This window comes from Sedimentitalea nanhaiensis DSM 24252 (genome assembly GCF_000473225.1).
GTDB lineage: Bacteria > Pseudomonadota > Alphaproteobacteria > Rhodobacterales > Rhodobacteraceae > Sedimentitalea > Sedimentitalea nanhaiensis.
Map to the genome: position 1 here is coordinate 1,787,303 of NZ_KI421509.1, position 18,344 is coordinate 1,805,646.

At 62.1% G+C, this 18,344-nt stretch carries 19 protein-coding genes and 1 pseudogene; 13 read left to right on the forward strand and 7 right to left on the reverse strand.

Going from position 1 to position 18,344, the window contains the following annotated elements; translation table 11 throughout:
- Positions 1 to 66: 66 nt before the first annotated feature.
- Positions 67 to 294: a hypothetical protein gene (locus NANH_RS0110490; protein WP_027262000.1), complete on the forward strand. Its 228-nt coding sequence runs from the start codon at positions 67 to 69 to the stop codon at positions 292 to 294.
- Between the two features lie 123 nt (positions 295 to 417).
- On the opposite strand, the gene NANH_RS0110495 is transcribed toward NANH_RS0110490, so the two are convergent.
- Complete coding sequence (locus NANH_RS0110495; protein ID WP_051372350.1) at positions 418 to 807, reverse strand: DUF7282 domain-containing protein; 390 nt, start codon at positions 805 to 807, stop codon at positions 418 to 420.
- 143 nt (positions 808 to 950) lie between these two features.
- On the opposite strand from NANH_RS0110495, the gene NANH_RS0110505 reads away from it, so the two are divergent.
- From NANH_RS0110505 to NANH_RS28485, 3 genes and pseudogenes are all read left to right on the forward strand, one after another.
- Complete coding sequence (locus NANH_RS0110505; protein ID WP_027262002.1) at positions 951 to 1,457, forward strand: sigma-70 family RNA polymerase sigma factor; 507 nt, start codon at positions 951 to 953, stop codon at positions 1,455 to 1,457.
- Complete coding sequence (locus NANH_RS0110510) at positions 1,454 to 2,224, forward strand: anti-sigma factor family protein (RefSeq protein WP_027262003.1); 771 nt, start codon at positions 1,454 to 1,456, stop codon at positions 2,222 to 2,224. The genes NANH_RS0110505 and NANH_RS0110510 overlap by 4 nt, the downstream gene beginning before the upstream one ends.
- 117 nt (positions 2,225 to 2,341) lie before the next feature.
- Positions 2,342 to 2,632: pseudogene (locus tag NANH_RS28485) on the forward strand (transposase); the annotation flags it as partial.
- 41 nt (positions 2,633 to 2,673) lie between these two features.
- Here the strand turns inward: NANH_RS28485 and NANH_RS0110515 are convergent.
- On the reverse strand, positions 2,674 to 3,348 hold the full coding sequence (locus tag NANH_RS0110515; RefSeq protein ID WP_027262004.1) for a TetR/AcrR family transcriptional regulator: 675 nt from the start codon (positions 3,346 to 3,348) through the stop codon (positions 2,674 to 2,676).
- A gap of 163 nt (positions 3,349 to 3,511) precedes the next feature.
- Between NANH_RS0110515 and dctP the strand changes: the two genes are divergently transcribed.
- From dctP to NANH_RS25995, 4 genes are read left to right on the forward strand one after another with little or no spacing between them, the layout of a single operon-like run.
- Positions 3,512 to 4,465 (forward strand): TRAP transporter substrate-binding protein DctP, encoded by a 954-nt coding sequence (gene dctP, locus NANH_RS0110520; protein ID WP_245601442.1) that lies wholly within the window; start codon positions 3,512 to 3,514, stop codon positions 4,463 to 4,465.
- A 57-nt stretch (positions 4,466 to 4,522) separates the two neighbouring features.
- Positions 4,523 to 5,029: a TRAP transporter small permease gene (locus NANH_RS0110525; protein WP_027262006.1), complete on the forward strand. Its 507-nt coding sequence runs from the start codon at positions 4,523 to 4,525 to the stop codon at positions 5,027 to 5,029.
- Positions 5,030 to 5,031: 2 nt separating this feature from the next.
- Positions 5,032 to 6,327 carry a TRAP transporter large permease gene (locus NANH_RS0110530; RefSeq protein ID WP_027262007.1) on the forward strand — a complete coding sequence of 432 codons (1,296 nt, stop codon included), beginning with the start codon at positions 5,032 to 5,034 and terminating at the stop codon, positions 6,325 to 6,327.
- 22 nt (positions 6,328 to 6,349) lie between these two features.
- Entirely contained in the window at positions 6,350 to 7,060 is a 711-nt protein-coding gene (locus NANH_RS25995; RefSeq protein WP_051372352.1) for a type 1 glutamine amidotransferase, read from the forward strand.
- A gap of 218 nt (positions 7,061 to 7,278) precedes the next feature.
- On the opposite strand, the gene NANH_RS0110540 is transcribed toward NANH_RS25995, so the two are convergent.
- The 3 genes from NANH_RS0110540 to NANH_RS0110550 all read right to left on the reverse strand — a co-directional run bounded on the left by NANH_RS0110540 (position 7,279) and on the right by NANH_RS0110550 (position 9,316).
- Positions 7,279 to 7,794 (reverse strand): YHS domain-containing (seleno)protein, encoded by a 516-nt coding sequence (locus NANH_RS0110540; RefSeq protein ID WP_027262008.1) that lies wholly within the window; start codon positions 7,792 to 7,794, stop codon positions 7,279 to 7,281.
- A 146-nt stretch (positions 7,795 to 7,940) separates the two neighbouring features.
- On the reverse strand, positions 7,941 to 8,735 hold the full coding sequence (locus tag NANH_RS0110545) for an SseB family protein (RefSeq protein WP_027262009.1): 795 nt from the start codon (positions 8,733 to 8,735) through the stop codon (positions 7,941 to 7,943).
- A complete protein-coding gene (locus tag NANH_RS0110550; RefSeq protein ID WP_027262010.1) occupies positions 8,732 to 9,316 on the reverse strand; it encodes a uracil-DNA glycosylase family protein in 585 nt (194 codons plus the stop codon). Before NANH_RS0110550 ends, NANH_RS0110545 begins: the two co-directional genes overlap by 4 nt.
- Positions 9,317 to 9,611: 295 nt before the next feature.
- On the opposite strand from NANH_RS0110550, the gene NANH_RS0110555 reads away from it, so the two are divergent.
- From NANH_RS0110555 to NANH_RS0110570, 4 genes are read left to right on the forward strand one after another with little or no spacing between them, the layout of a single operon-like run.
- Positions 9,612 to 10,271, forward strand: a complete 660-nt coding sequence (locus NANH_RS0110555; RefSeq protein ID WP_027262011.1) for an ABC transporter ATP-binding protein — start codon at positions 9,612 to 9,614, stop codon at positions 10,269 to 10,271.
- Positions 10,249 to 11,979 (forward strand): capsule biosynthesis protein, encoded by a 1,731-nt coding sequence (locus tag NANH_RS0110560; protein WP_027262012.1) that lies wholly within the window; start codon positions 10,249 to 10,251, stop codon positions 11,977 to 11,979. Before NANH_RS0110555 ends, NANH_RS0110560 begins: the two co-directional genes overlap by 23 nt.
- A 2-nt stretch (positions 11,980 to 11,981) precedes the next feature.
- Positions 11,982 to 12,815: a 3-deoxy-8-phosphooctulonate synthase gene (gene kdsA, locus NANH_RS0110565; protein ID WP_027262013.1), complete on the forward strand. Its 834-nt coding sequence runs from the start codon at positions 11,982 to 11,984 to the stop codon at positions 12,813 to 12,815.
- A gap of 25 nt (positions 12,816 to 12,840) precedes the next feature.
- Positions 12,841 to 14,337 carry a phosphomannomutase/phosphoglucomutase gene (locus NANH_RS0110570; protein ID WP_027262014.1) on the forward strand — a complete coding sequence of 499 codons (1,497 nt, stop codon included), beginning with the start codon at positions 12,841 to 12,843 and terminating at the stop codon, positions 14,335 to 14,337.
- A 44-nt stretch (positions 14,338 to 14,381) separates the two neighbouring features.
- Here NANH_RS0110570 and NANH_RS0110575 read toward each other — a convergent pair whose 3' ends face one another.
- On the reverse strand, positions 14,382 to 16,340 hold the full coding sequence (locus NANH_RS0110575) for an AsmA family protein (protein ID WP_027262015.1): 1,959 nt from the start codon (positions 16,338 to 16,340) through the stop codon (positions 14,382 to 14,384).
- 100 nt (positions 16,341 to 16,440) lie between these two features.
- Here NANH_RS0110575 and rimO point away from each other — a divergent pair, with 100 nt between their 5' ends.
- Positions 16,441 to 17,817, forward strand: coding sequence for a 30S ribosomal protein S12 methylthiotransferase RimO (gene rimO / locus NANH_RS0110580; protein ID WP_027262016.1), 1,377 nt, complete (start codon positions 16,441 to 16,443; stop codon positions 17,815 to 17,817).
- Between the two features lie 37 nt (positions 17,818 to 17,854).
- Here rimO and NANH_RS27910 read toward each other — a convergent pair.
- The coding region (locus NANH_RS27910) for a transposase (RefSeq protein WP_161631368.1) at positions 17,855 to 18,344 on the reverse strand (490 nt) is incomplete at its 5' end.

Sequence of the window (18,344 nt, forward strand, 5' to 3'; positions counted from 1 at the left end):
TTCAGAAACCTTCGCGCGGGATTGGCTCAAACCTTTTGTCCGGAAACTCGACCTGCTCTCGTGCTCATGAAGGACGAAAGCCAGAAATGTGCAAAGCCCGTCCATCTGGTCGATCTGGCGGAATTCATTGATGCACGCCATGCGACCGCCGGGAAAGAACTGAAGATCAAAAAAGGCGCGATCAAATTTGACGTCTCAACCGATCGGAAAAATCGACGCGCACAAGCAATGCACCTCTGCCCCAGTTGGCACATTACATTCGGAAACAGCGTGCCGCAGCGGCGGCAAGGATGAAAGAATATGCGCTTGAATGGGGTTTTTCCTTTTCATCTTTGCCCGAACCGCCGCCCCTAAGACCGGGGTACTGTATGCGCGCGACAATGCCCCGGACAACAGGCATAGCCCGGGGCACATCAATCACTTGATCTGCAGCGGCATTACAACTGGCTTGTCGTTCTGCATCACCGGATGGTCGTCCCCTGGGAATTCGTAGTCACCAATCCTGCCCTTGTCGACATGCAGCATGGCCAGGACCTTGGAACCGGATTCCACCGTCTCGGTCAGTTCGACGACGACGTTTTCCGTGGTGCCGGCCTTGACCGCCGTGTGACCGATAGAAGCAGGAACGACCGGTTTTCCATCGACAATGGCATGAATGACCAGCCAGCCATCATTACCGATGGTAACCGTTTCAACAGTCAGGGACTTGCCAGCCGGTTGCTCGCTGGTGGTAATTTCGTCGGCAATGGCGGATGTGGCCAGAATGACGGGGACTGCGGCAGAGATGATTGTTCTCTTCAGGGGCATTGGGTTTTTCCTCATGGATCAGGTTTCGGGTCTGCGCAGTGGTTGCGCACAGGAAATACGCTGGCGCGGCAAAAATATTCCCCTGCCACGGGAATTTTTTTGCCGCGCCGGCGTATATCATCTGAACAGGATGGAAAAACCGGATGCCCCGACGCTCAGACGAGATTGAAATCAACATTCCGCATCTGCGCCGATTTGCGCTGGCTCTGACCCGGAACCGGGATCAGGCGGATGATTTGGTGCACGACACTGTCGAGCGTGCCCTGTCGCGCTGGTATCTGCGCAATCCGGGTCTGGCGCTGCGGCCTTGGCTTTTTGCGATCCTGCGCAATCTGCATATCAGCGGCCACCGAAAACGCGCCCGCCTGCCGGTTGATGTCGACGCCGAAATCGACAGTATCGCGTCGCTGCGCTCGACTGCCGAGGACCGGATAGAGCTGATGCAGGTCCTGCAGATGCTCACGCGATTGCCCGAGGACCAGCGGGCCGCCATCCTGCTGGTTTCGGTCGAAGGCTTTACCTATTCCGAGACCGCCCGGATCATGGACATCCCCGTTGGAACCTTGATGTCGCGGCTCAGCCGCGGACGCCAGAGATTGCGAGACATGGTGGACACCCCACCGGAACAGAGATTAAGGAGGGTTGTATGACCCGCAAGAACAAGCCGGTCGGGGAAGACGACCTGACCGCCTATGTGGACGGCGAACTGCCTGATGAGCGTCGGGCATTTGTCGAGCAATGGCTGACTCAGCACCCTGCGGAACAGCGCCAGATACTGGCGGATCAGAAAGTCAGGCATAGGCTGAAATCAACCCTCGATCCGCTGGCCGACACCAGCCTGCCATCGCGATTCAGGATGCAGCAGATTCGGCAGGACAGAAACCGGCGGCACATGACACAGCTTCAGAGGTTGGCCGCAGTCTTGGCCATTGTCGTCGTCAGCGGCGGCGGCGGCTGGTTGCTGCGCGGCACGATAGCAGGCGGCCCTGCGTTGGGGACTGAAACCCGGATGGCCCTGGCGGCGCACGCTGTGTTCGTGCCAGAAAAACTGCACCCGGTTGAGGTGTCGGCCGATGCACGGGATCATCTTGGAACATGGCTTGGCAACCGCATCGGCCAGACGGTTGCGGTACCTGACCTGTCAGCGCAGGGGTTGACACTGCTGGGCGGGCGCCTTCTGCCGGGCGAGGGGGGGAAACCGGCCGGACAACTGATGTATGAGACCGCCGGCGGTGAGCGTGTCACGCTCTATCTGCAACGGGGCGTGGGCGCGGAATCAGCCTTTGTCTTTGCCCAGCAAAAGGGTGTGGGAACGCTTGCCTGGCGCTCGCCTGAACTGTCCTACATCCTGACCGGCGCTCTGCAGCAGGAAGAGTTGCTCGGCATCGCCCATGCGGTGCACAGCCGGAAACTCTGACGCCGCACCTGCCCTGATGCAACCCCGGAGGAAAGTCAGCCCCGTGCCCTTAGCAAAGCCGAGGCGATCTCGGAATAGCTGCGGACCCGGGCGTGCACTAACGGTGTGACGCCATCGGCGCGCGCCCTGCCGAACGGTCCGCGGGATGTCGATTGCTTGCTCGGGGATCGCCGTTGCGACGCCGATTGGGTCCAACAAGCGGTGCAAGACAAAGGGATGCGCGCCTGCATCCCCGCCCGAAAGCAACGCAAGACCCCGGTCAGATACGACAAGCGCCGCTGCTAACGTCGCAACCGCATCGAGATCGTGTGTGGCAGGCTCAAGGACTGGCGTCGGATTGCAGCACGCTACGACAGAGGCCCAGAGGATTTCCTCTCAGCAATCGCTCTCGCCGCAATCGTCATCTAGTGGCTATGGGCCTGAGCTTCATGCACTGGAGGGCAGATCGATCATTCGGTTTGTTGCCCGAGCATTCCGTCGTCCTTGGGCACATCGTCAAAGATGATCCGGCGGAGGTCTTTGATCGTAAGATCAGCCGGGAAGAAATCAGAGCCTACCATGATTTCGGCATAATAAGGGATGTTGGCCAATCGCTCGTCCAGCGTCTCGTCGATGTTCATCTGATAATAGCCGCTTTGATGAAAGTAAGTCATCATCGCGCGCACCCGTGCCGACCTTTGGTTAAACCCCAACTCGGCGAACAACTTCTGAAGCTGGGATACCCGGCGATTGTCGACTTCGGTCACGACGGCCCGGGTCTTCGCGCAGGAATGCGCCCAGTCCCGCATGGCGCTGTCATATTTCGGGTCATATTCATCCTCGCGCAGCAGAATGCGCACATAGCCAAGATACTTCTCTAGACCGTCCAGCTCGGGATTTTCAAAGACCCCGTCGAATGCGGCCGAGTTTCGAGTTCTCCAGTCTTCGCGCAGGTCGTTGAGCAGATTCTCGAGGTTCTCAAATTGCCAATAAAAGGCACCAGTCGTGGCCCTCAAAACCGCCGCAATCCGCCTTAGGCTGAGTCCTCCGACCCCGTCGTCAATCAGAATGCCACGCGCTGCCTGGATCCAGTCGCCATGGGTGAGGGCGTTGTTTTTCTTTGTTTCTTTCGATGTTTTGTCCATCTGGTACAGCCCGGCTTTCCGATTTTTCAAGCTTGTGTTTGACAACTTGCGTGTTCTGTCTCTAACAATACAGCGAGCATAACAACTGTTATGTAGCTGATTTGAACTTTTCTGTTTCTAAGAGGAGACCATGTTGAACAAGTGGATAATGAGAGGCGCAGTCATGCTTGCCTTGGTTGCAAGCCAGGCCAGCGCCGAAACGACATTGAAAATCGCAACCGATTCCGGTCCGGAAGGCTCGCCGTCAGGCGATGCGATCAAGAAATGGGCAGAGTTGATCGAAGAAGGTTCGGGCGGAGAAATCGACGTACGGGTCTTCTATCAGAACCAGCTTGGCGGCCAGCTTGAGGTGTTCGATCTGTTCGTTGCCGGCGAGGTGGACCTGATGCTGAGCTGGCCCTCGACATCTTATGACAAACGCATCGGTGTGCTGAATGCACCCTACATGGTGACGTCGTGGGAAGAGGCGCTGAAGGCCTATCAGCCGGGTGGCTGGGTCAATGGCACGCTTAACGATGTGTTTGCCGATCTCGGCATCACCTATTTCGGCGCATGGCCCGAAGGATTTGCCGGTGTCGCAACCCGTGGCAGCTATGCGCTGGATATCGAAAGCGCGAGCGGCATCAACGTGCGCACGCCGCCTTTCTTTCCGATCCCGCAGACACTTCAGGCAATGGGCTATCAGACGGCCTCGATCGATTGGTCCGAGGTCTTTACGTCGATACAGACCGGCGTCGTCGATGGGGATGCCGGCAACGTCATCTACTGGGATTTCGAGTATTTCGGTGAGGTTCTGGACTACTATGTGCGCACGAAACATATCTTTGTAACCGGCAATCTCGTCGCCAATACTCTGAGCATGCAATCGCTGCCGCAAGAGCATCGGGAACTGATCCGCGACGCCGCAATAACACTTATGGAAGAACAGTTCACTGCCGCAAAGGCCGAGGATGAAAAATACGTCCAGCTCGCTGTCGAGGGCGGCATGGAGTATTTCGAACCGAGCGCAGAGGATCTGCGCCCGATGATCGACAAGGTCCGCGCCGAGGTCTGGCCGCTGATGGAGGCCGATATCGGATCGGAAATCGTCGAACAGATGCGCAAAAACGCCAAGTGACGACACCGGCGGCATCCCTGAAACGAGGGGTGCCGCCGCTATCCGCCAGGGGGGAATATGCGTAATCTTTTCAAATTTCTCGACCGGTGGCTGATGCGACTGATGTCGATCGTGATCTTCCTCAGCACCGCGGCCATAGTTTGTCTGATCAGCTTTCTGATCCTGTCCCGCTACGCCTTCGGATGGTCCGTGGTCGGGATGCTGGAACTTTCCACGCTCAGCGCGCTCTGGCTCTACATGATCGGCGCCGTCGTGGCATCGCGCAACCGCGAACATATCACTGTCGACTTCACCGCCCAGTCACTGCGCGGTCAGCGGCTTTCGGCGGCACATGAACTGGCGGTTTCAGTGATCGTCTTCATATTCGGGCTGTTCTTTATTTCGCTGTCCTGGGACATGATCGAATGGGCTCTGCGCAGACCTCAGGTGACACCCGGACTGAGTATTCCGCTTTTCGCAGGGCAGGCAGCCGTGGTCACGGCGGCCGTGCTGGGAATCGCATATACGGCGCGCGACATCATCAAGGCGGCGAGCGCTCTGATACACCCGAAAAGTGAGGTCTGACCATGGAACCGATCTGGGCCATTCTCATTCTGATCGTTCTGATGGTGTTTGGTGTACCGGTGGCATGGAGCTTTGCCGGCGTGCTGATGTTCCTGATCTGGGCCTATGACGTCGGAACGTCCACATTGCTCCTGCAGGGGTTTCGCTCGCTCGATTCGGTGATCCTGCTTGCGCTGCCGTTATTCGTTCTGGCCGGATATCTTATGCAAAGCGGCGGTGTGGCGCGGCGCCTGATCGGCTTCATGGAGCTCATGGTGCGCGGGCGCAAGGGCGGGCTGGGCGCGGCACTTGTGTTGTCGTCCGGGGTGTTCGGGGCAATTTCGGGCACGGCCACGGCGGCGGTCGCCTCGATCGGCACGATCATGGTCGATCCGCTGGCAAAGCGTGGCTATCCCCGCGGCTATACGTCGGCCTTGCTGGGGCTGTCATCGCTGCTGGGCATCCTGATCCCGCCATCTCTCACCATGATCCTCTTTGGCGTCGTCACCAGACAGTCGATCACTGCGCTTTTTGCCGCGACTCTGGTGCCTGGCATCCTGTTGCTTATCGGGCTGATAATATTCAACCGCTTCATGGCCAAACGCTTCCTTCCCGATGTCGCAGAAGCCGGAGCCCACGTCCCCCCTCGGGACAGTGGCGGCAAGACATTCGGCAAGGCGCTGCCGGCGCTGTCCATGCCTGTCATCATCCTGGGTGGCATATATGGCGGTGTGTTTACCCCGACCGAAGCGGCAGCCGTCGCCTGCGTCGTGGCAATCTTCATCGGTTTCTTCATCTACCGGGACCTTACGTTTCGCGGCTTGTGGGACAGCTTCGTAGAGGCCGGAGAGACCACGGGAACAATCATTTTCATCCTGCTCTTTTCCTTCATGATCGGAAGGGTGATGGTGGCCGAGGGCGTGCCCCAGGATCTGACCCGCGCGGTGGCGGCACTGACTGAAAACCGCATCCTGATCCTGCTTCTGGTCAACGCCTTCCTGATCTCTGTCGGCATGATCATGGACGATCTTTCGGTCACCGTCGTCATTGCCCCGCTTTTCATGCCGTTGATGATTGGTGTCGGCGTCGACCCTGTGCATTTTGGCTCTATCGTGGCGTGTTCCGTTGTCATCGGAGCAAACAGCCCGCCGGTCGCGCCGATCCTCTACATGGCCTGCCGGATCGGAAAGGTGTCCATCCACCACGCGATTACCCCGGCCCTGCAGATGATCTTCTTCGTCGCACTGCCAATCATGATCGCCGTTACCTTCGTCCCTGCATTGTCGCTGGCCGTCCCACGCATGCTGGGCGTTCACTGAAACAGATCCCGGAATAACACACATGAGACTTTGCATTCTGGAGGCGGACACCCCCGCTCCCGATCTGCTCGGCATTGCCGGAACCTATGCCGACATGTTCGAAAACTGGCTTCGGCCTTCGCTGCCGGGGGCTGAATTCTCCCGCATGCCAGTTCACGCAGGCGAGCTGCCTGAATCGGTCGGCGATTACGACGGCTACCTGATTACCGGCTCGCTGTTCAGTGCCTATGAGGATCTGCCCTGGATCCACAACCTTCAGGCATTCGCACTGCGGGCCTTCAATGACGCCATTCCCATCGGCGGCGTTTGCTTCGGACACCAGCTGATCGCAGAGGCATTGGGCGGACATGTGGCGCCGTGCAACCAGGGCTGGGCGATCGGAAAAACCGAATATCAAACCACTCCCGATGGCACCGCATGGTTTGGCCAAGAGGCGATACATGCGCTGTCCTTTCATCGGGACCAGATCGTGACCCTGCCGCCTGGCGCGACCCCTCTGGCTGGAAATGCACATTGCCCCTGGGCGGCGCTTGCCTATGCTGGCCGGGCCCTTTCAGTACAATTCCACCCGGAATTCTCCCCGGAATATATCGCAGCGTTGATACGCAGGAACCCTGATGGAACCATCTTGCCCGAGCAGGCCGATCTCGCGCTCAAAGACATGGTTCACGAGAGCAATGACGTGATGTCACAGGCATTCTCCAGGCTTTTTGAGGTGCCCCCGGCGTCCTAGACATCTGTCTTGTCGATTTTCCGCGGCCTGATTTCAAAGCCTATGGCGACAGCATGCCGTTGTTCGTGTGCCTGCGTTGTTGATTTCCATGGCCGCGCGACCCGGGTTTTCAGCGGGCCGGGCGGTCCAGCAGGTCTTTCCTGATGTCGGGATGAACATGGCCAACACGGTTTCGCAACGAACCGTGCGGTTTGCGGCATTGTATCGCCGCAGGTTCACTATTCCGCCGGGGCCGAGGACACAAAGTTCGGGATCGGGTTCTCCGAGGCCTCGCCCGGCTCGATTCCGGGCCAGTTGCCTTCGGCCAGGGTGATATTGCCCGGAATGTCCTCTTCCCAGAAACCGACCACGTTCCTGGTGATGTTCAGGTACAGCTTGTCGTCCACGATCCGCCACAGGTTCGGGTTTCCGGGCACCTTGCCGCCCTTGCTGACTCCATAGGCGCAATGGCCATCGTACTGCGGCGCATATTTCGCCGGGTCCGACAGGAAAGTGTCGCGGTTCGCAGCGGTGGCAAAGGCAAATGTGGCACCGTTGTAGTCAGCCGTGATGTCGGCGCGGCCCGCCACGCCCTCAGGCTGCGGCGTGCCGACCGGGTTCTGCGGCAATCCGCGATACGCAACCACATCGTAACCCGACACGGCAAACCCCGTAGCGTCGATATATTGCTCGCCCGCAAAGGCCGGAAAGGACAGGGTCGCCGCCATGGCAAACCCTAAGGCAAATCGTTTCATCGAGGTTCCTCCAGAGAGTTTCGCGCCGACCCGATGTCGACCGTGCCCAACTACCCTATGCACTGCGGCGGCAATGCATAGACACCCTCTCGCGGCTGTGACGAAACCGGATCGGCCGTGAGCCAAAACCGGGCAAATGTTTCAGTTCAACGCAGAATGGGCGGACGGTCGGGGTCGCTGCCGGGGGCGGTGCGCGCCGGGGCCGGTTCGCCGTCCGGCACCCGGGGCAGGTCGAACCGCAATCCATGCTGTGCCAATGGCCCGGCGATGGCGTCGCCGCTGGCAAAGAACCCCACGTCCAGCGCCCCGGCCTCGATGTTGGAAAAGGTCAGCGCCTCGGTCACGGCCTGGGCCAGCGCCCCCTGCGCGCGCTCGGGTGCGTCGATGAACCCCAGCAAATGCCCGCGACTGCCATCCGCATAGGTGACATCACTCAGATAGGCGGCGCGCCCCAACCCCGCCGCCATCGCCAGCTTGTCGCCCAGCGCCGACAGCACGGATTGCGGCAACCCCGTCGGCGTGGCCACGGACCTGATCCCCGACGTCACCTCTTGCGGCGCGTTGTCCAACGTTGCCGCCAGCCAGGTCATCGCCTCGGGCGGGATCAGAATGCTCGACGGCGCCACGTCCAGGTTCAACCCCAGCCCAAGGCCCGGGTCCGCCAGCATCCGCGCCAGCGCCCGCCCCGACAGCACCGCATAGGGCGCGGGCCGCGCAGCGAATTGCGCCAGCCGGTCGGCACGATCAAAGGCCAGCACAAACCGCCCGTCGGCGACCTCAAACAGCTCCGGAGACAGGTTTTCGCCACGCGCTTCTTCGGTCAGCAGCAGGAACAATTCGCAATCGCCCAGACGCTCGTAGAACCGCAACCGCGCGGCATCGTCCTCGGGCGCGGCCTGCATCGCGGCATGGGCCGCATCCAAAGGTGTCGTTTCGCTCATCCCAGAACCTCCTGCACCCGTCCGCGCAGAACCGGCAGCAAGTCGGCTTCAAACCACGGGTTTTTCTTCAGCCACCCGGTATTGCGCCAGGACGGGTGGGGCAAGGGAAACAGGCGCGGCGCATGGTCTCGCCATCCGGCCACCACCTGTGTCACCGGTCCGCGCACACCCAGATGCCAGCGCTGCGCATGTGCGCCGACCAGAACGGTCAGCGGGACATCGCCAAGATTCGCCATCACCTTGTCATGCCAGGTTTTCGCGCAGACCGGCGGCGGCGGCAGATCGGCCTTCTTTGCATCATACCCTGGAAAACAGAACGCCATTGGCACCACTGCGATCCGGTCCAGATCGTAAAACGTCGCCTCATCGATCCCCAGCCAATCGCGCAGCCGATCGCCGGACGGGTCGGTAAAGGGGCGGCCAGAGGCGTGAACCCGCGCCCCCGGGGCCTGCCCGGCGATCAACAGCTTTGCGCCGGGGCGAAACCATACCACCGGGCGCGGCGCATGGGCCGTGGCAGTGGCGGCGAACCGGGTGGCGCACAGGGTGCAGGCGCGGATCCGGGAGATCAGCGCGGACATTGTCGATACCTGGTTGCCAGGCCCCCGCCGCCGCCATGTGATCGGGGGGGGGCGCGAAACAATCGCCTCCACAGGCGCATCCGCCCCCGCCCGTTGGGCTCCGATCCATGCGGCCCGTTCCACAAAAGGCACATGTAGCGCATGGTGTGCCCGTGAAGATCTTGGCTATTTGTTTCACAATTCGACATAATGCAACCGATGGGAGATGACATCCCGTTAACACTCCTCTGCTACCGAAGATCGCAACACTTTGCACCGCAACCGCTCACAAGATAAGGCCCTTTGCCACAAACCGATGCTCGAATTTGAAAACGTCAGCAAATCCTTCTGGACCGGATCGCAACGCAAGGTGATCCTGGACCGGGTGTCGTTCCGGGTCGAACTGGGCAAGTCGATGGGTGTTCTCGCGCCCAACGGCACTGGCAAGACGACGCTGATCAACATGATGGCCGGGCTGGAGAAACCGGACGAGGGCGAAATCCGGCGCGGCTGCAACATCTCGTTTCCGCTGGGCTTTATGGGCGGCGTGGTCAGCAAGGTCTCGGCGATGGAAAACGCCCGCTATATCGCCAAGATCTATGGCCTTGATCCTGACTACGTCGAAGCCTATTGCCGCTGGCTGTGCGGTCTGGGCGAATATTTCGACCAGCCGCTTGGCACCTACTCGTCCGGCATGAGGGCGCGGTTCTCGTTTGCCTTGATGCTGGCGCTGGATTTCGACATCTACCTGATCGACGAGGGCATGCCCGGCACCACGGACGTAGAGTTCAACCGCAAAGCGGGCGCGATCCTGCAGGAGCGGTTGAAAACCACAACGATCATCATCGTGTCGCATCAGGCCGAAACCTTGGAAAAATTTGCGACGTCGGCGGCGGTTCTGATGGACGGGCGCCTTCACATGTTCGACACCTTGGAAGAGGCAAAACGGCTGTATGACTATGAAACCCAAGGCTAGAAAATTCCGCATACGGCGTAATCCGGACACCGCGACCGACCTGCCGGACATCGGGTCCGAAGCGCCGGGGGCGTCTGCGTCTGCGCAAACGCCGAAACCCGCCGACACCGCCGCGGTCGCCCCCAAAGTCAGCGTGCGCTCCAAATCCGCTGCCGCCCCCCCTGCGGCGGCCACACCACCGGATAGCGACCCGCCGCTGACGCGGGCCGCGTCCGAGATCGACGCCATTCAGAACGAGGGTTTGACCGGACGGCAATTGCGCATGGCGCGACGGGTGGCGCAAAAACACGATCTGCCCGCGACATCGGATTACGATGCGGTGCGGTTGTTGCGCCAGCATGGCATCGACCCGTTCAAACGGGCGCAGATGTTAGAGCTGGTGGTGCCCCAGGGCGGCGCAGAGCCTCATGAAGGCGGAGCGCCGGGCGCGTTTGCCAGCCTTCCGGACCCGGAACGGGAAGACTCGGAAAAGGCGGCGCAACCGCGCCAGGTCCAGCTGCCCCAGACCGTGCCGCGCGGCGCACAATCCCTGCCCTCGACCGAACTCAGCCCGGCAGAGATGCGCAACCGGCAGATCAGCGAAATCCAGCGCGACATCGCACGGCGCCGACGCCGCAAGCTGGCGATGCTGCTGGCCCGGCTGACGGCGTTCGTGCTGCTGCCCACGGCACTGGTGGGGTTTTATTTCTACAAAATCGCGACGCCGATGTATTCGGCCAAGTCCGAGTTCCTGATCCTGCAGGCGGATAATGTCGGCGGCGGCGGACTGGGTGGTCTGTTGACCGGAACCCAATTCGCCACCAGCCAGGATTCCATCGCCGTGCAGTCCTATCTGCAATCCAAGGACGCAATGTTGCGCCTGGATCGGGATCTGGGTTTTCAGGCCGAGTTCAGTCAGGACTGGATCGACCCGATCCAGCGTCTCCCGGCCGATGCCAGCAACGAAACCGCCTATAAAACCTACAGAAAGAACGTCAAGATCGGGTACGACCCGACAGAAGGCGTGATCCGCATGGAGGTCATTGCCCCCGATCCCCAAATCAGCGCCGCTTTCTCGACTAATCTGATTTCCTACGCCGAGGACCGCGTCAACAACCTGTCTCATCAGAAACGCGGCGATCAGATGCAGGACGCGATGCAGGGCTTTGAGAACGCCCAGAAAGAACGCCGCAAGGCGCAGGAAAGCCTGGTGCAGCTGCAGCAAAAAGGGGCCATACTCGACCCCGAGGGGGTGATCGCCGGGCTACGCAGCCAGATCAACAACATCGAGATACAGTTGCAGGAAAAACAGCTGCAGCTGGCGGCCCTGCTGGACAATACCCGCCCCAACCAGGCCAAGGTCGACGGCGCACGCGGCGATATCGGGCGGCTGCAGGACCTGCTGGATCGGCTGAATGCACGCATGATCGATGCCTCCAACGGCGAGAATTCGCTGGCGCAACTCTCGGTGCGCATACAAATGGCCCAGGCCGACCTCGCCACGCGCGACATGATGCTGCAATCGGCCCTGCAACAGGTCGAACAGACCCGCATGGAGGCCAACCGCCAGGTACGCTATCTCACCGTCTCGGTGAACCCGGTCCCCAGCCAGGATCCCAGCTATCCGCGCAAATTCGAGGACACTATCCTTGCATTTCTGATCTTTTCGGGCATCTATCTGATGATCTCTCTCACCGCATCGATCTTGCGCGAACAGGTAACATCCTAATCATGACCCATGTCCAAGTCGCCGACCTGACGATCGGAAACGACCGCCCGCTGACCATCATCGCCGGTCCCTGCCAGTTGGAAAGCGCCGATCATGCGCTGATGATCGCCACCGCGATGAAATCCGCCTGCGCCGCCGCAGGCGCGCAATATGTCTTCAAGGCCAGCTTTGACAAGGCCAACCGCACCAGCCTTGGCGGCAAGCGCGGCATTGGCATCGACGACGGCCTTCGGGTGCTCGAGCAGGTCAAGACGCAGGCCGGTGTGCCGGTGCTGACCGATGTGCACACCGCCGATCAATGCACCCCCGTGGCCGAGGTCGTCGATATCCTGCAGATCCCCGCCTTTCTGTGTCGACAGACCGATATGCTGTTGGCCGCCGGTGCCACCAAGGCCGCGATCAACGTCAAGAAGGGACAGTTTCTCGCCCCCTGGGACATGGCCAACGTAGTGGCCAAGATCGAAAGCACCGGCAACGACCGTATCCTGCTCACCGAACGCGGTGTTTCCTTTGGCTACAATACCCTGGTCGCGGACATGCGCAGCCTGCCGATCATGGCCAAAACGGGTTACCCCGTGGTGATGGACGCCACCCACTCGGTCCAGCAGCCGGGCGGGCAGGGCGGCAGTTCGGGCGGGCAGCGCGAATTTGCCCCGGTGATGGCCCGCGCCGCCGCCGCCATCGGTGTTGCCGCGATCTTTCTCGAAACCCATCAGGATCCCGACACCTCGCCCAGCGACGGACCCAACATGATCTATCTGGACCAGATGCCGGGGCTGATCGAAACGCTGATGCAGCTTGACGCCATCGCCAAAGCCAACCCCATCCAAATCTGAAACACCGAATTTCGAGACTTTATACATGACCAAACCTGCCGCCACGGTGACACCGAACACCTGGAACTTTCTGCGCGACCCGATGATCGCCCCCACGGGCTTTCGCGAATATGACGCGCGCTGGAAATATCCCGACGAAATCAACCTGCCCGGCATGACCGCGCTGGGGCTGGGGCTGGGCACCCAGATGCACCGTCGCGGCATCCGGCCAGAAATTGCGGTGGGCAACGATTATCGCGACTATTCGCTGTCGATCAAGAACGCGCTGATGTTGGGGCTGATGCAGGCCGGCATCGCCGTACGCGATATCGGCCCGGCCGTGTCGCCGATGGCCTATTTCAGCCAGTTCCACCTGGATGCGCCCGCTGTCGCCATGGTCACCGCCAGCCACAATCCAAACGGCTGGACCGGGGTCAAGATGGGCTTTGAACGCCCCCTGACCCACGGCCCGGACGAGATGGCGGAACTGCGCGATATCGTGCTGAACGGGCTGGGCCAGACCCGCCCCGGCGGGGTCTATGAATTCGTCGATGGCGTGCGCGAGGCGTATCTCGACGATCTGGTGGGCGATTTCAAAATGTCCCGCCCGCTCAAGGTGGTCTGCGCCACCGGCAACGGCACCGCATCCGCCTTCGCGCCCGAGCTGTTCGAACGCATCGGGGTCCAGGTCGTGCCCAGCCATAACGAACTGGATTACACGTTTCCGCATTACAACCCGAATCCCGAAGCGATGGAAATGCTGCACGACATGGCCGACAGCGTGCGCGCCTCGGGCGCGGATTTCGCGCTGGGGTTCGATGGCGATGGCGACCGGTGTGGCGTGGTGGATGACGAAGGCGAAGAGATCTTTGCCGACAAGGTCGGTGTGATCATGGCCCGCGACCTGGCCAGGATCTACCCCGGCTCCACCTTTGTCGCCGATGTCAAATCCACCGGCCTGTTCGCCAGCGACCCGGAACTGCTGAAATATGACATAAAGGCGGATTACTGGAAAACCGGCCATTCGCACATGAAACGCCGGGTCAAGGACATCGGGGCGCTGGCGGGGTTCGAGAAATCCGGCCACTATTTCCTGGCCGAGCCGATCGGGCGCGGCTATGACTGCGGGCTGCGGGTGGCGGTGGAGATCTGCAAGCTGATGGACCGCAACCCGGACAAATCCATGTCCGACCTGCGCAAGGCGCTGCCACAGACCTTTGCCACACCCACCATGTCGCCCTGGTGCGCCGATACCGAGAAATACGATGTGCTGGACCGGCTGGTCGCCAAGCTGGTCAAACGCGCCGAAGACGGCGGCACAATCGCCGGCCGCGCGATCAAACAGGTGGTGACGGTGAACGGCGCGCGGGTGATCCTGGACAACGGGGCCTGGGGTCTTGTGCGTGCCTCGTCCAATACGCCGAACCTGGTGGTGGTCTGCGAAAGCCCGCAAAGCGACGCGGAAATGCGCGCGATCTTTGCCGATATCGACGCGGTGATCCGCACCGAACCGTCGGTGGGCGACTACGACCAGACGATCTGATCCTTGGTGGCGGCGGGGCCGCTGCCCCGCCCCCGACGGCGCGCTCAGTCGCGCCCCAGAAGTTTCAACAACCCTTTCTTGGCCTCATCCTCCAGCCGATCTTTCAGCACCTCTTCGGGGTCCTGACCATCTTGCACCTTCACATCCAGTTCCTGTTCCAGCTTCTGTTGCAACTGGGCCTTGGCCCTGTCTTCCAATGCCCGCAGTTCGACATCGGCCCGCGCCTTGGCCGCCGCCTCGAAATCCGGAATGATCCGCGGCGCGCCCCACGGTCCCTTGATCCGGATCGGCAGAGCCAGCCCCTGACCCGAATTGGCCCTCAACGCCACCGGCGTGAACAGATAGTCGATGTCGCGCCCGCCCAGCCCGATGCGCCCGTCCCCATCGGCCCGGAAATTTTTCAGGCTGACCAGCAAGTCCCGGTTGATAAGGTCTCCGTTCTGCAAGGTGTAGCTGGCGGACAGGCTGTCAAACACCGTGGTTCCGCCGCCGCCCTGCCCGTTTTGCATCAGCCGGTCCAGATCGAACCCCAGGATCACGCCGCGCCCCATCCGCAACCCGCCCTTGCCCGACAGCGAGCGCATGATGGCATCCACCGAATTTCCGACGCCCAGAAACTCCAGATCCGCCACCGCCCTGCCCTGAATCCGCTCCAGCCCCATCAGGTCTCGCTGCATCTGCTGGATGTCGATCCCGTCGGCCGCCAGCTTGCCTCCCACCGACAGCCCATTGCGATTGTTGGCCACCAATTGCCCGCTCACAGTCCCGTCAAACACCGCAACCCGCGCCAGGTCCAACACCGCGCGCGACCGATCCAGCCGCAGCCGTGCCTGTGTTGCGCCCAGCGTCAGATCCGGCAGTTGCATCCCCTGCACCGTCAGGCTGATATCCGCATCCAGCACCCCCAGCGCACTGGCGTCGATCGCCTCGCGCGACCACCCCTCGTTCGCCGTGCCCGGAGCCGCAGCTCCGCCCCCACCGCCGGTCGTGGATGCCGCCGGGCCGCGCAGGTCCAGCACCCCGGCCTGCAGCTGCGCGGTCACCTGCGGCACCTCGCGCAACACGACATCGACCGCACCCGTCAGCCGGTTGGCATCCAGCTGCACCGCCAGATCGCGCAGCGACACCCGACCGTCGTTGGTATAGGTCAGATCCGCCGAAAGTGCCGCAACCCGTCCCATGCCCTGCGGCACCGACGCGCCGGTCTGCCCCAAGACGGCCAGCATCGCCGCACTGTCCGTGGTTTCGACCACCAGCCGTCCCGCCGCCGCGCCACTGATCGCGGCCTGGCCGTCAAACGCCACCGTGCCGCCCGCCATCTCGGCCCGCAGCGTCAGCGGCGCCACCGCCCCCTCCATCAACGCCCCCGGTTGCGGCAAGCGCGCGGTCAGCGTCACCGGTGCCCCCGCCGGGCGCAGAACCGCGTCGATCTCGGCGGGTCCGTCGCGATCCGGCCAGCGCAGCGTCAGGTCGGCCTTGTCCAGCCGCGCCAGCTCGGTACCGTCATCGGCATAGCTGACCGTGGCATCGCTCAGCTCCAGCCGCTCCAAAGTGACCGGGGCCGACGCCGCTGCCGCGCTTTGCCCCGCGGCGCTGCTCGCCCCGGTGTCCGGTGCCCCGGCCCCGAACTCCCAGTTGCCCCGCCCGTCGGCGCGGCTCTGCAACCGCAGCACCGGCTGGTCCGCGGTGATCCCGATCACCCGGATCTCGCCGCGCAGCAACTCGGGCGCGCCCACCGCAATCGACAGGCCCTGTGCGACCAGCATCGGCTGATCCCCGGCCCATTCCGCATTCGCCAGCCGTACCGGCCCGGTGGTCACGCCCAGCACCGGCCACAGGGTCACCGATACCTCGCCGCCGATGTCCAGCGCCCGCCCGGTGCGCGCCTGCACCTGATCCGCCGCGATCCGCGCGATTCGCTCGCCCGGCAGCATCAGCAGCCCGACAACGGCGACAATCACCGCCACAATAACCACGCCCAGAATTCGAACCAACCACCGCATACCGTGCTCCCTGCAAATGCGCCCCGACCCTAGCGCCCTCCGCACGGGCTGCCAACAGCGGGGCTAGGCAGCGCCGCCGCGCAGGTCTATACGCCCGGGGATGAGCACAAACCCACCAGACCTGCGCCCCGACCTCGCCCCCCGCGCCCGCCTGTCCGACACCCCCCGTGCCGGTCAGCCGACCATCGGCATGGTATCGCTGGGCTGTCCCAAGGCGCTGGTCGACAGCGAACGCATTCTGACCCGCCTGCGCGCCGAAGGTTACGGCATCTCGCCCGACTATGCCGGGGCCGATGCGGTCATCGTCAACACCTGTGGGTTTCTCGACAGCGCCAAGGCCGAAAGCCTGGATGCCATCGGCGAGGCGCTGACCGAGAACGGCAAAGTCATCGTCACCGGCTGTCTGGGGGCCGAGCCGGATTACATCCGCGAGCACCATCCCCGCATTCTGGCGGTGACCGGACCGCAGCAATACGAACAGGTGCTGGACGCGGTCCATGCCAGCGTGCCGCCCGATCCCGACCCGTTCATCGACCTGCTGCCCGCCACCAGCGTGTCGCTGACCCCGCGCCACTACAGCTATCTCAAGATCTCCGAGGGCTGTAACCACAAGTGCAAGTTCTGCATCATCCCCGACATGCGCGGCAAACTGGCCAGCCGCCCGGCCCGCGCCGTGCTGCGCGAGGCGGAAAAGCTGGTGGAAAACGGCGTGCGCGAACTGCTGGTGATTTCTCAGGACACGAGCGCCTATGGCACCGACACGCGCGACCGCGACCACAAGCACCCGATCATCCCGCTGGCCCGCGATCTGGGCAGCCTCGGGGCCTGGGTGCGGCTGCATTACGTCTATCCCTATCCGTTCGTGCGCGATCTGGTGCCGCTGATGGCGGACCCGGCCAATGGCGTTCTGCCCTATCTGGACATCCCGTTTCAGCACGCCCACCCGGACACGCTGAAACGTATGGCGCGCCCCGCCGCCGCCGCCCGCACGCTGGATGAAATCGCTGCATGGCGCGCCACCTGCCCAGGCATCACCCTGCGCAGCACCTTTATCGTCGGCTATCCCGGCGAAACCGAGGCCGAATTCCAGACCCTGCTGGACTGGATGGACGAGGCGCAGCTGGATCGCGTCGGCTGTTTTCAATACGAAAACGTCGCCGGTGCACGCTCAAACGCCCTGCCAGACCATGTGCCCGACGCGGTAAAACAGGACCGCTGGAACCGCTTCATGGCCAAGGCCCAGGCGATTTCCGAGGCCAAACTGGCCGCCAAGGTCGGCCAGACCCTGCAAGTCATCGTGGACGAGGTCGACTCCGACGCCGCCACCTGCCGCACCATGGCCGACGCCCCCGAGATCGACGGCAACCTGTTCATCGACCGGAATTTCGAGACCCTGAACCCCGGCGATGTCGTATCCGTGACCGTGGACGAGGCGGGAGAATACGATTTGTGGGGGAACATTTCGACTTCGGCCTGAAATAATACGGATGCTTGATTGCTAGCAACTGTATTGTTCATTCTGGATGAGGCGTCCATTTTTGCCCTGATTTGACGAGGGCATTTGCGATGGTCACAAGCTTTCGGGCGACGGCGACAATGACGACCTTGTGTGGTTTACCTGCGGCACGCAGACGATCCGCGAAGGTTTTCAGGACCTGATTGTGGTGGCTGGCAACGAGGGCCGCCTGGAATATTACGTGCCTGAGCAGTCGTCGCCCTCCGCCGATAGCGCGCTTACCACGCATCGCTCTGCTGTCGTGTGCAATCGGTGCGAGGCCCGCGAGCGCGGCGGCCTGCTCGCCTGTGATCTGACCAAGTTCTGGCATCTCGGCGATCAACATCGAGCTGGCAACCGGGCCGACCCCGGGGACGGACCGCAGGATACCGGCAGTTGCGGCCAGTTCATCGTCTGCAGCGATGGTCTGTTCAATCCGCGCCTCCAGATCCGCGATTTGGCGGTCGAGAAGCGTGCGCCGCTGGTCGTCCATACTCGCGAACATCTCG

Excerpts from the sequence above, each read along its gene's own strand:
- NANH_RS0110525 (WP_027262006.1), top strand. The coding sequence starts at position 4,523 with ATGCGTAATCTTTTCAAATTTCTCGACCGGTGGCTGATGCGACTGATG.
- NANH_RS0110505 (WP_027262002.1), top strand. The coding sequence starts at position 951 with ATGCCCCGACGCTCAGACGAGATTGAAATCAACATTCCGCATCTGCGC.
- rimO (WP_027262016.1), top strand. The coding sequence starts at position 16,441 with ATGAGCACAAACCCACCAGACCTGCGCCCCGACCTCGCCCCCCGCGCC.
- NANH_RS0110570 (WP_027262014.1), top strand. The coding sequence starts at position 12,841 with ATGACCAAACCTGCCGCCACGGTGACACCGAACACCTGGAACTTTCTG.
- kdsA (WP_027262013.1), top strand. The coding sequence starts at position 11,982 with ATGACCCATGTCCAAGTCGCCGACCTGACGATCGGAAACGACCGCCCG.
- NANH_RS0110575 (WP_027262015.1), bottom strand. The coding sequence starts at position 16,340 with ATGCGGTGGTTGGTTCGAATTCTGGGCGTGGTTATTGTGGCGGTGATT.
- dctP (WP_245601442.1), top strand. The coding sequence starts at position 3,512 with ATGCTTGCCTTGGTTGCAAGCCAGGCCAGCGCCGAAACGACATTGAAA.
- NANH_RS0110540 (WP_027262008.1), bottom strand. The coding sequence starts at position 7,794 with ATGAAACGATTTGCCTTAGGGTTTGCCATGGCGGCGACCCTGTCCTTT.
- NANH_RS0110495 (WP_051372350.1), bottom strand. The coding sequence starts at position 807 with ATGCCCCTGAAGAGAACAATCATCTCTGCCGCAGTCCCCGTCATTCTG.
- NANH_RS0110490 (WP_027262000.1), top strand. The coding sequence starts at position 67 with ATGAAGGACGAAAGCCAGAAATGTGCAAAGCCCGTCCATCTGGTCGAT.
- NANH_RS0110545 (WP_027262009.1), bottom strand. The coding sequence starts at position 8,735 with ATGAGCGAAACGACACCTTTGGATGCGGCCCATGCCGCGATGCAGGCC.
- NANH_RS0110530 (WP_027262007.1), top strand. The coding sequence starts at position 5,032 with ATGGAACCGATCTGGGCCATTCTCATTCTGATCGTTCTGATGGTGTTT.
- NANH_RS0110510 (WP_027262003.1), top strand. The coding sequence starts at position 1,454 with ATGACCCGCAAGAACAAGCCGGTCGGGGAAGACGACCTGACCGCCTAT.
- NANH_RS0110555 (WP_027262011.1), top strand. The coding sequence starts at position 9,612 with ATGCTCGAATTTGAAAACGTCAGCAAATCCTTCTGGACCGGATCGCAA.
- NANH_RS0110550 (WP_027262010.1), bottom strand. The coding sequence starts at position 9,316 with ATGTCCGCGCTGATCTCCCGGATCCGCGCCTGCACCCTGTGCGCCACC.
- NANH_RS0110515 (WP_027262004.1), bottom strand. The coding sequence starts at position 3,348 with ATGGACAAAACATCGAAAGAAACAAAGAAAAACAACGCCCTCACCCAT.
- NANH_RS25995 (WP_051372352.1), top strand. The coding sequence starts at position 6,350 with ATGAGACTTTGCATTCTGGAGGCGGACACCCCCGCTCCCGATCTGCTC.
- NANH_RS0110560 (WP_027262012.1), top strand. The coding sequence starts at position 10,249 with ATGACTATGAAACCCAAGGCTAGAAAATTCCGCATACGGCGTAATCCG.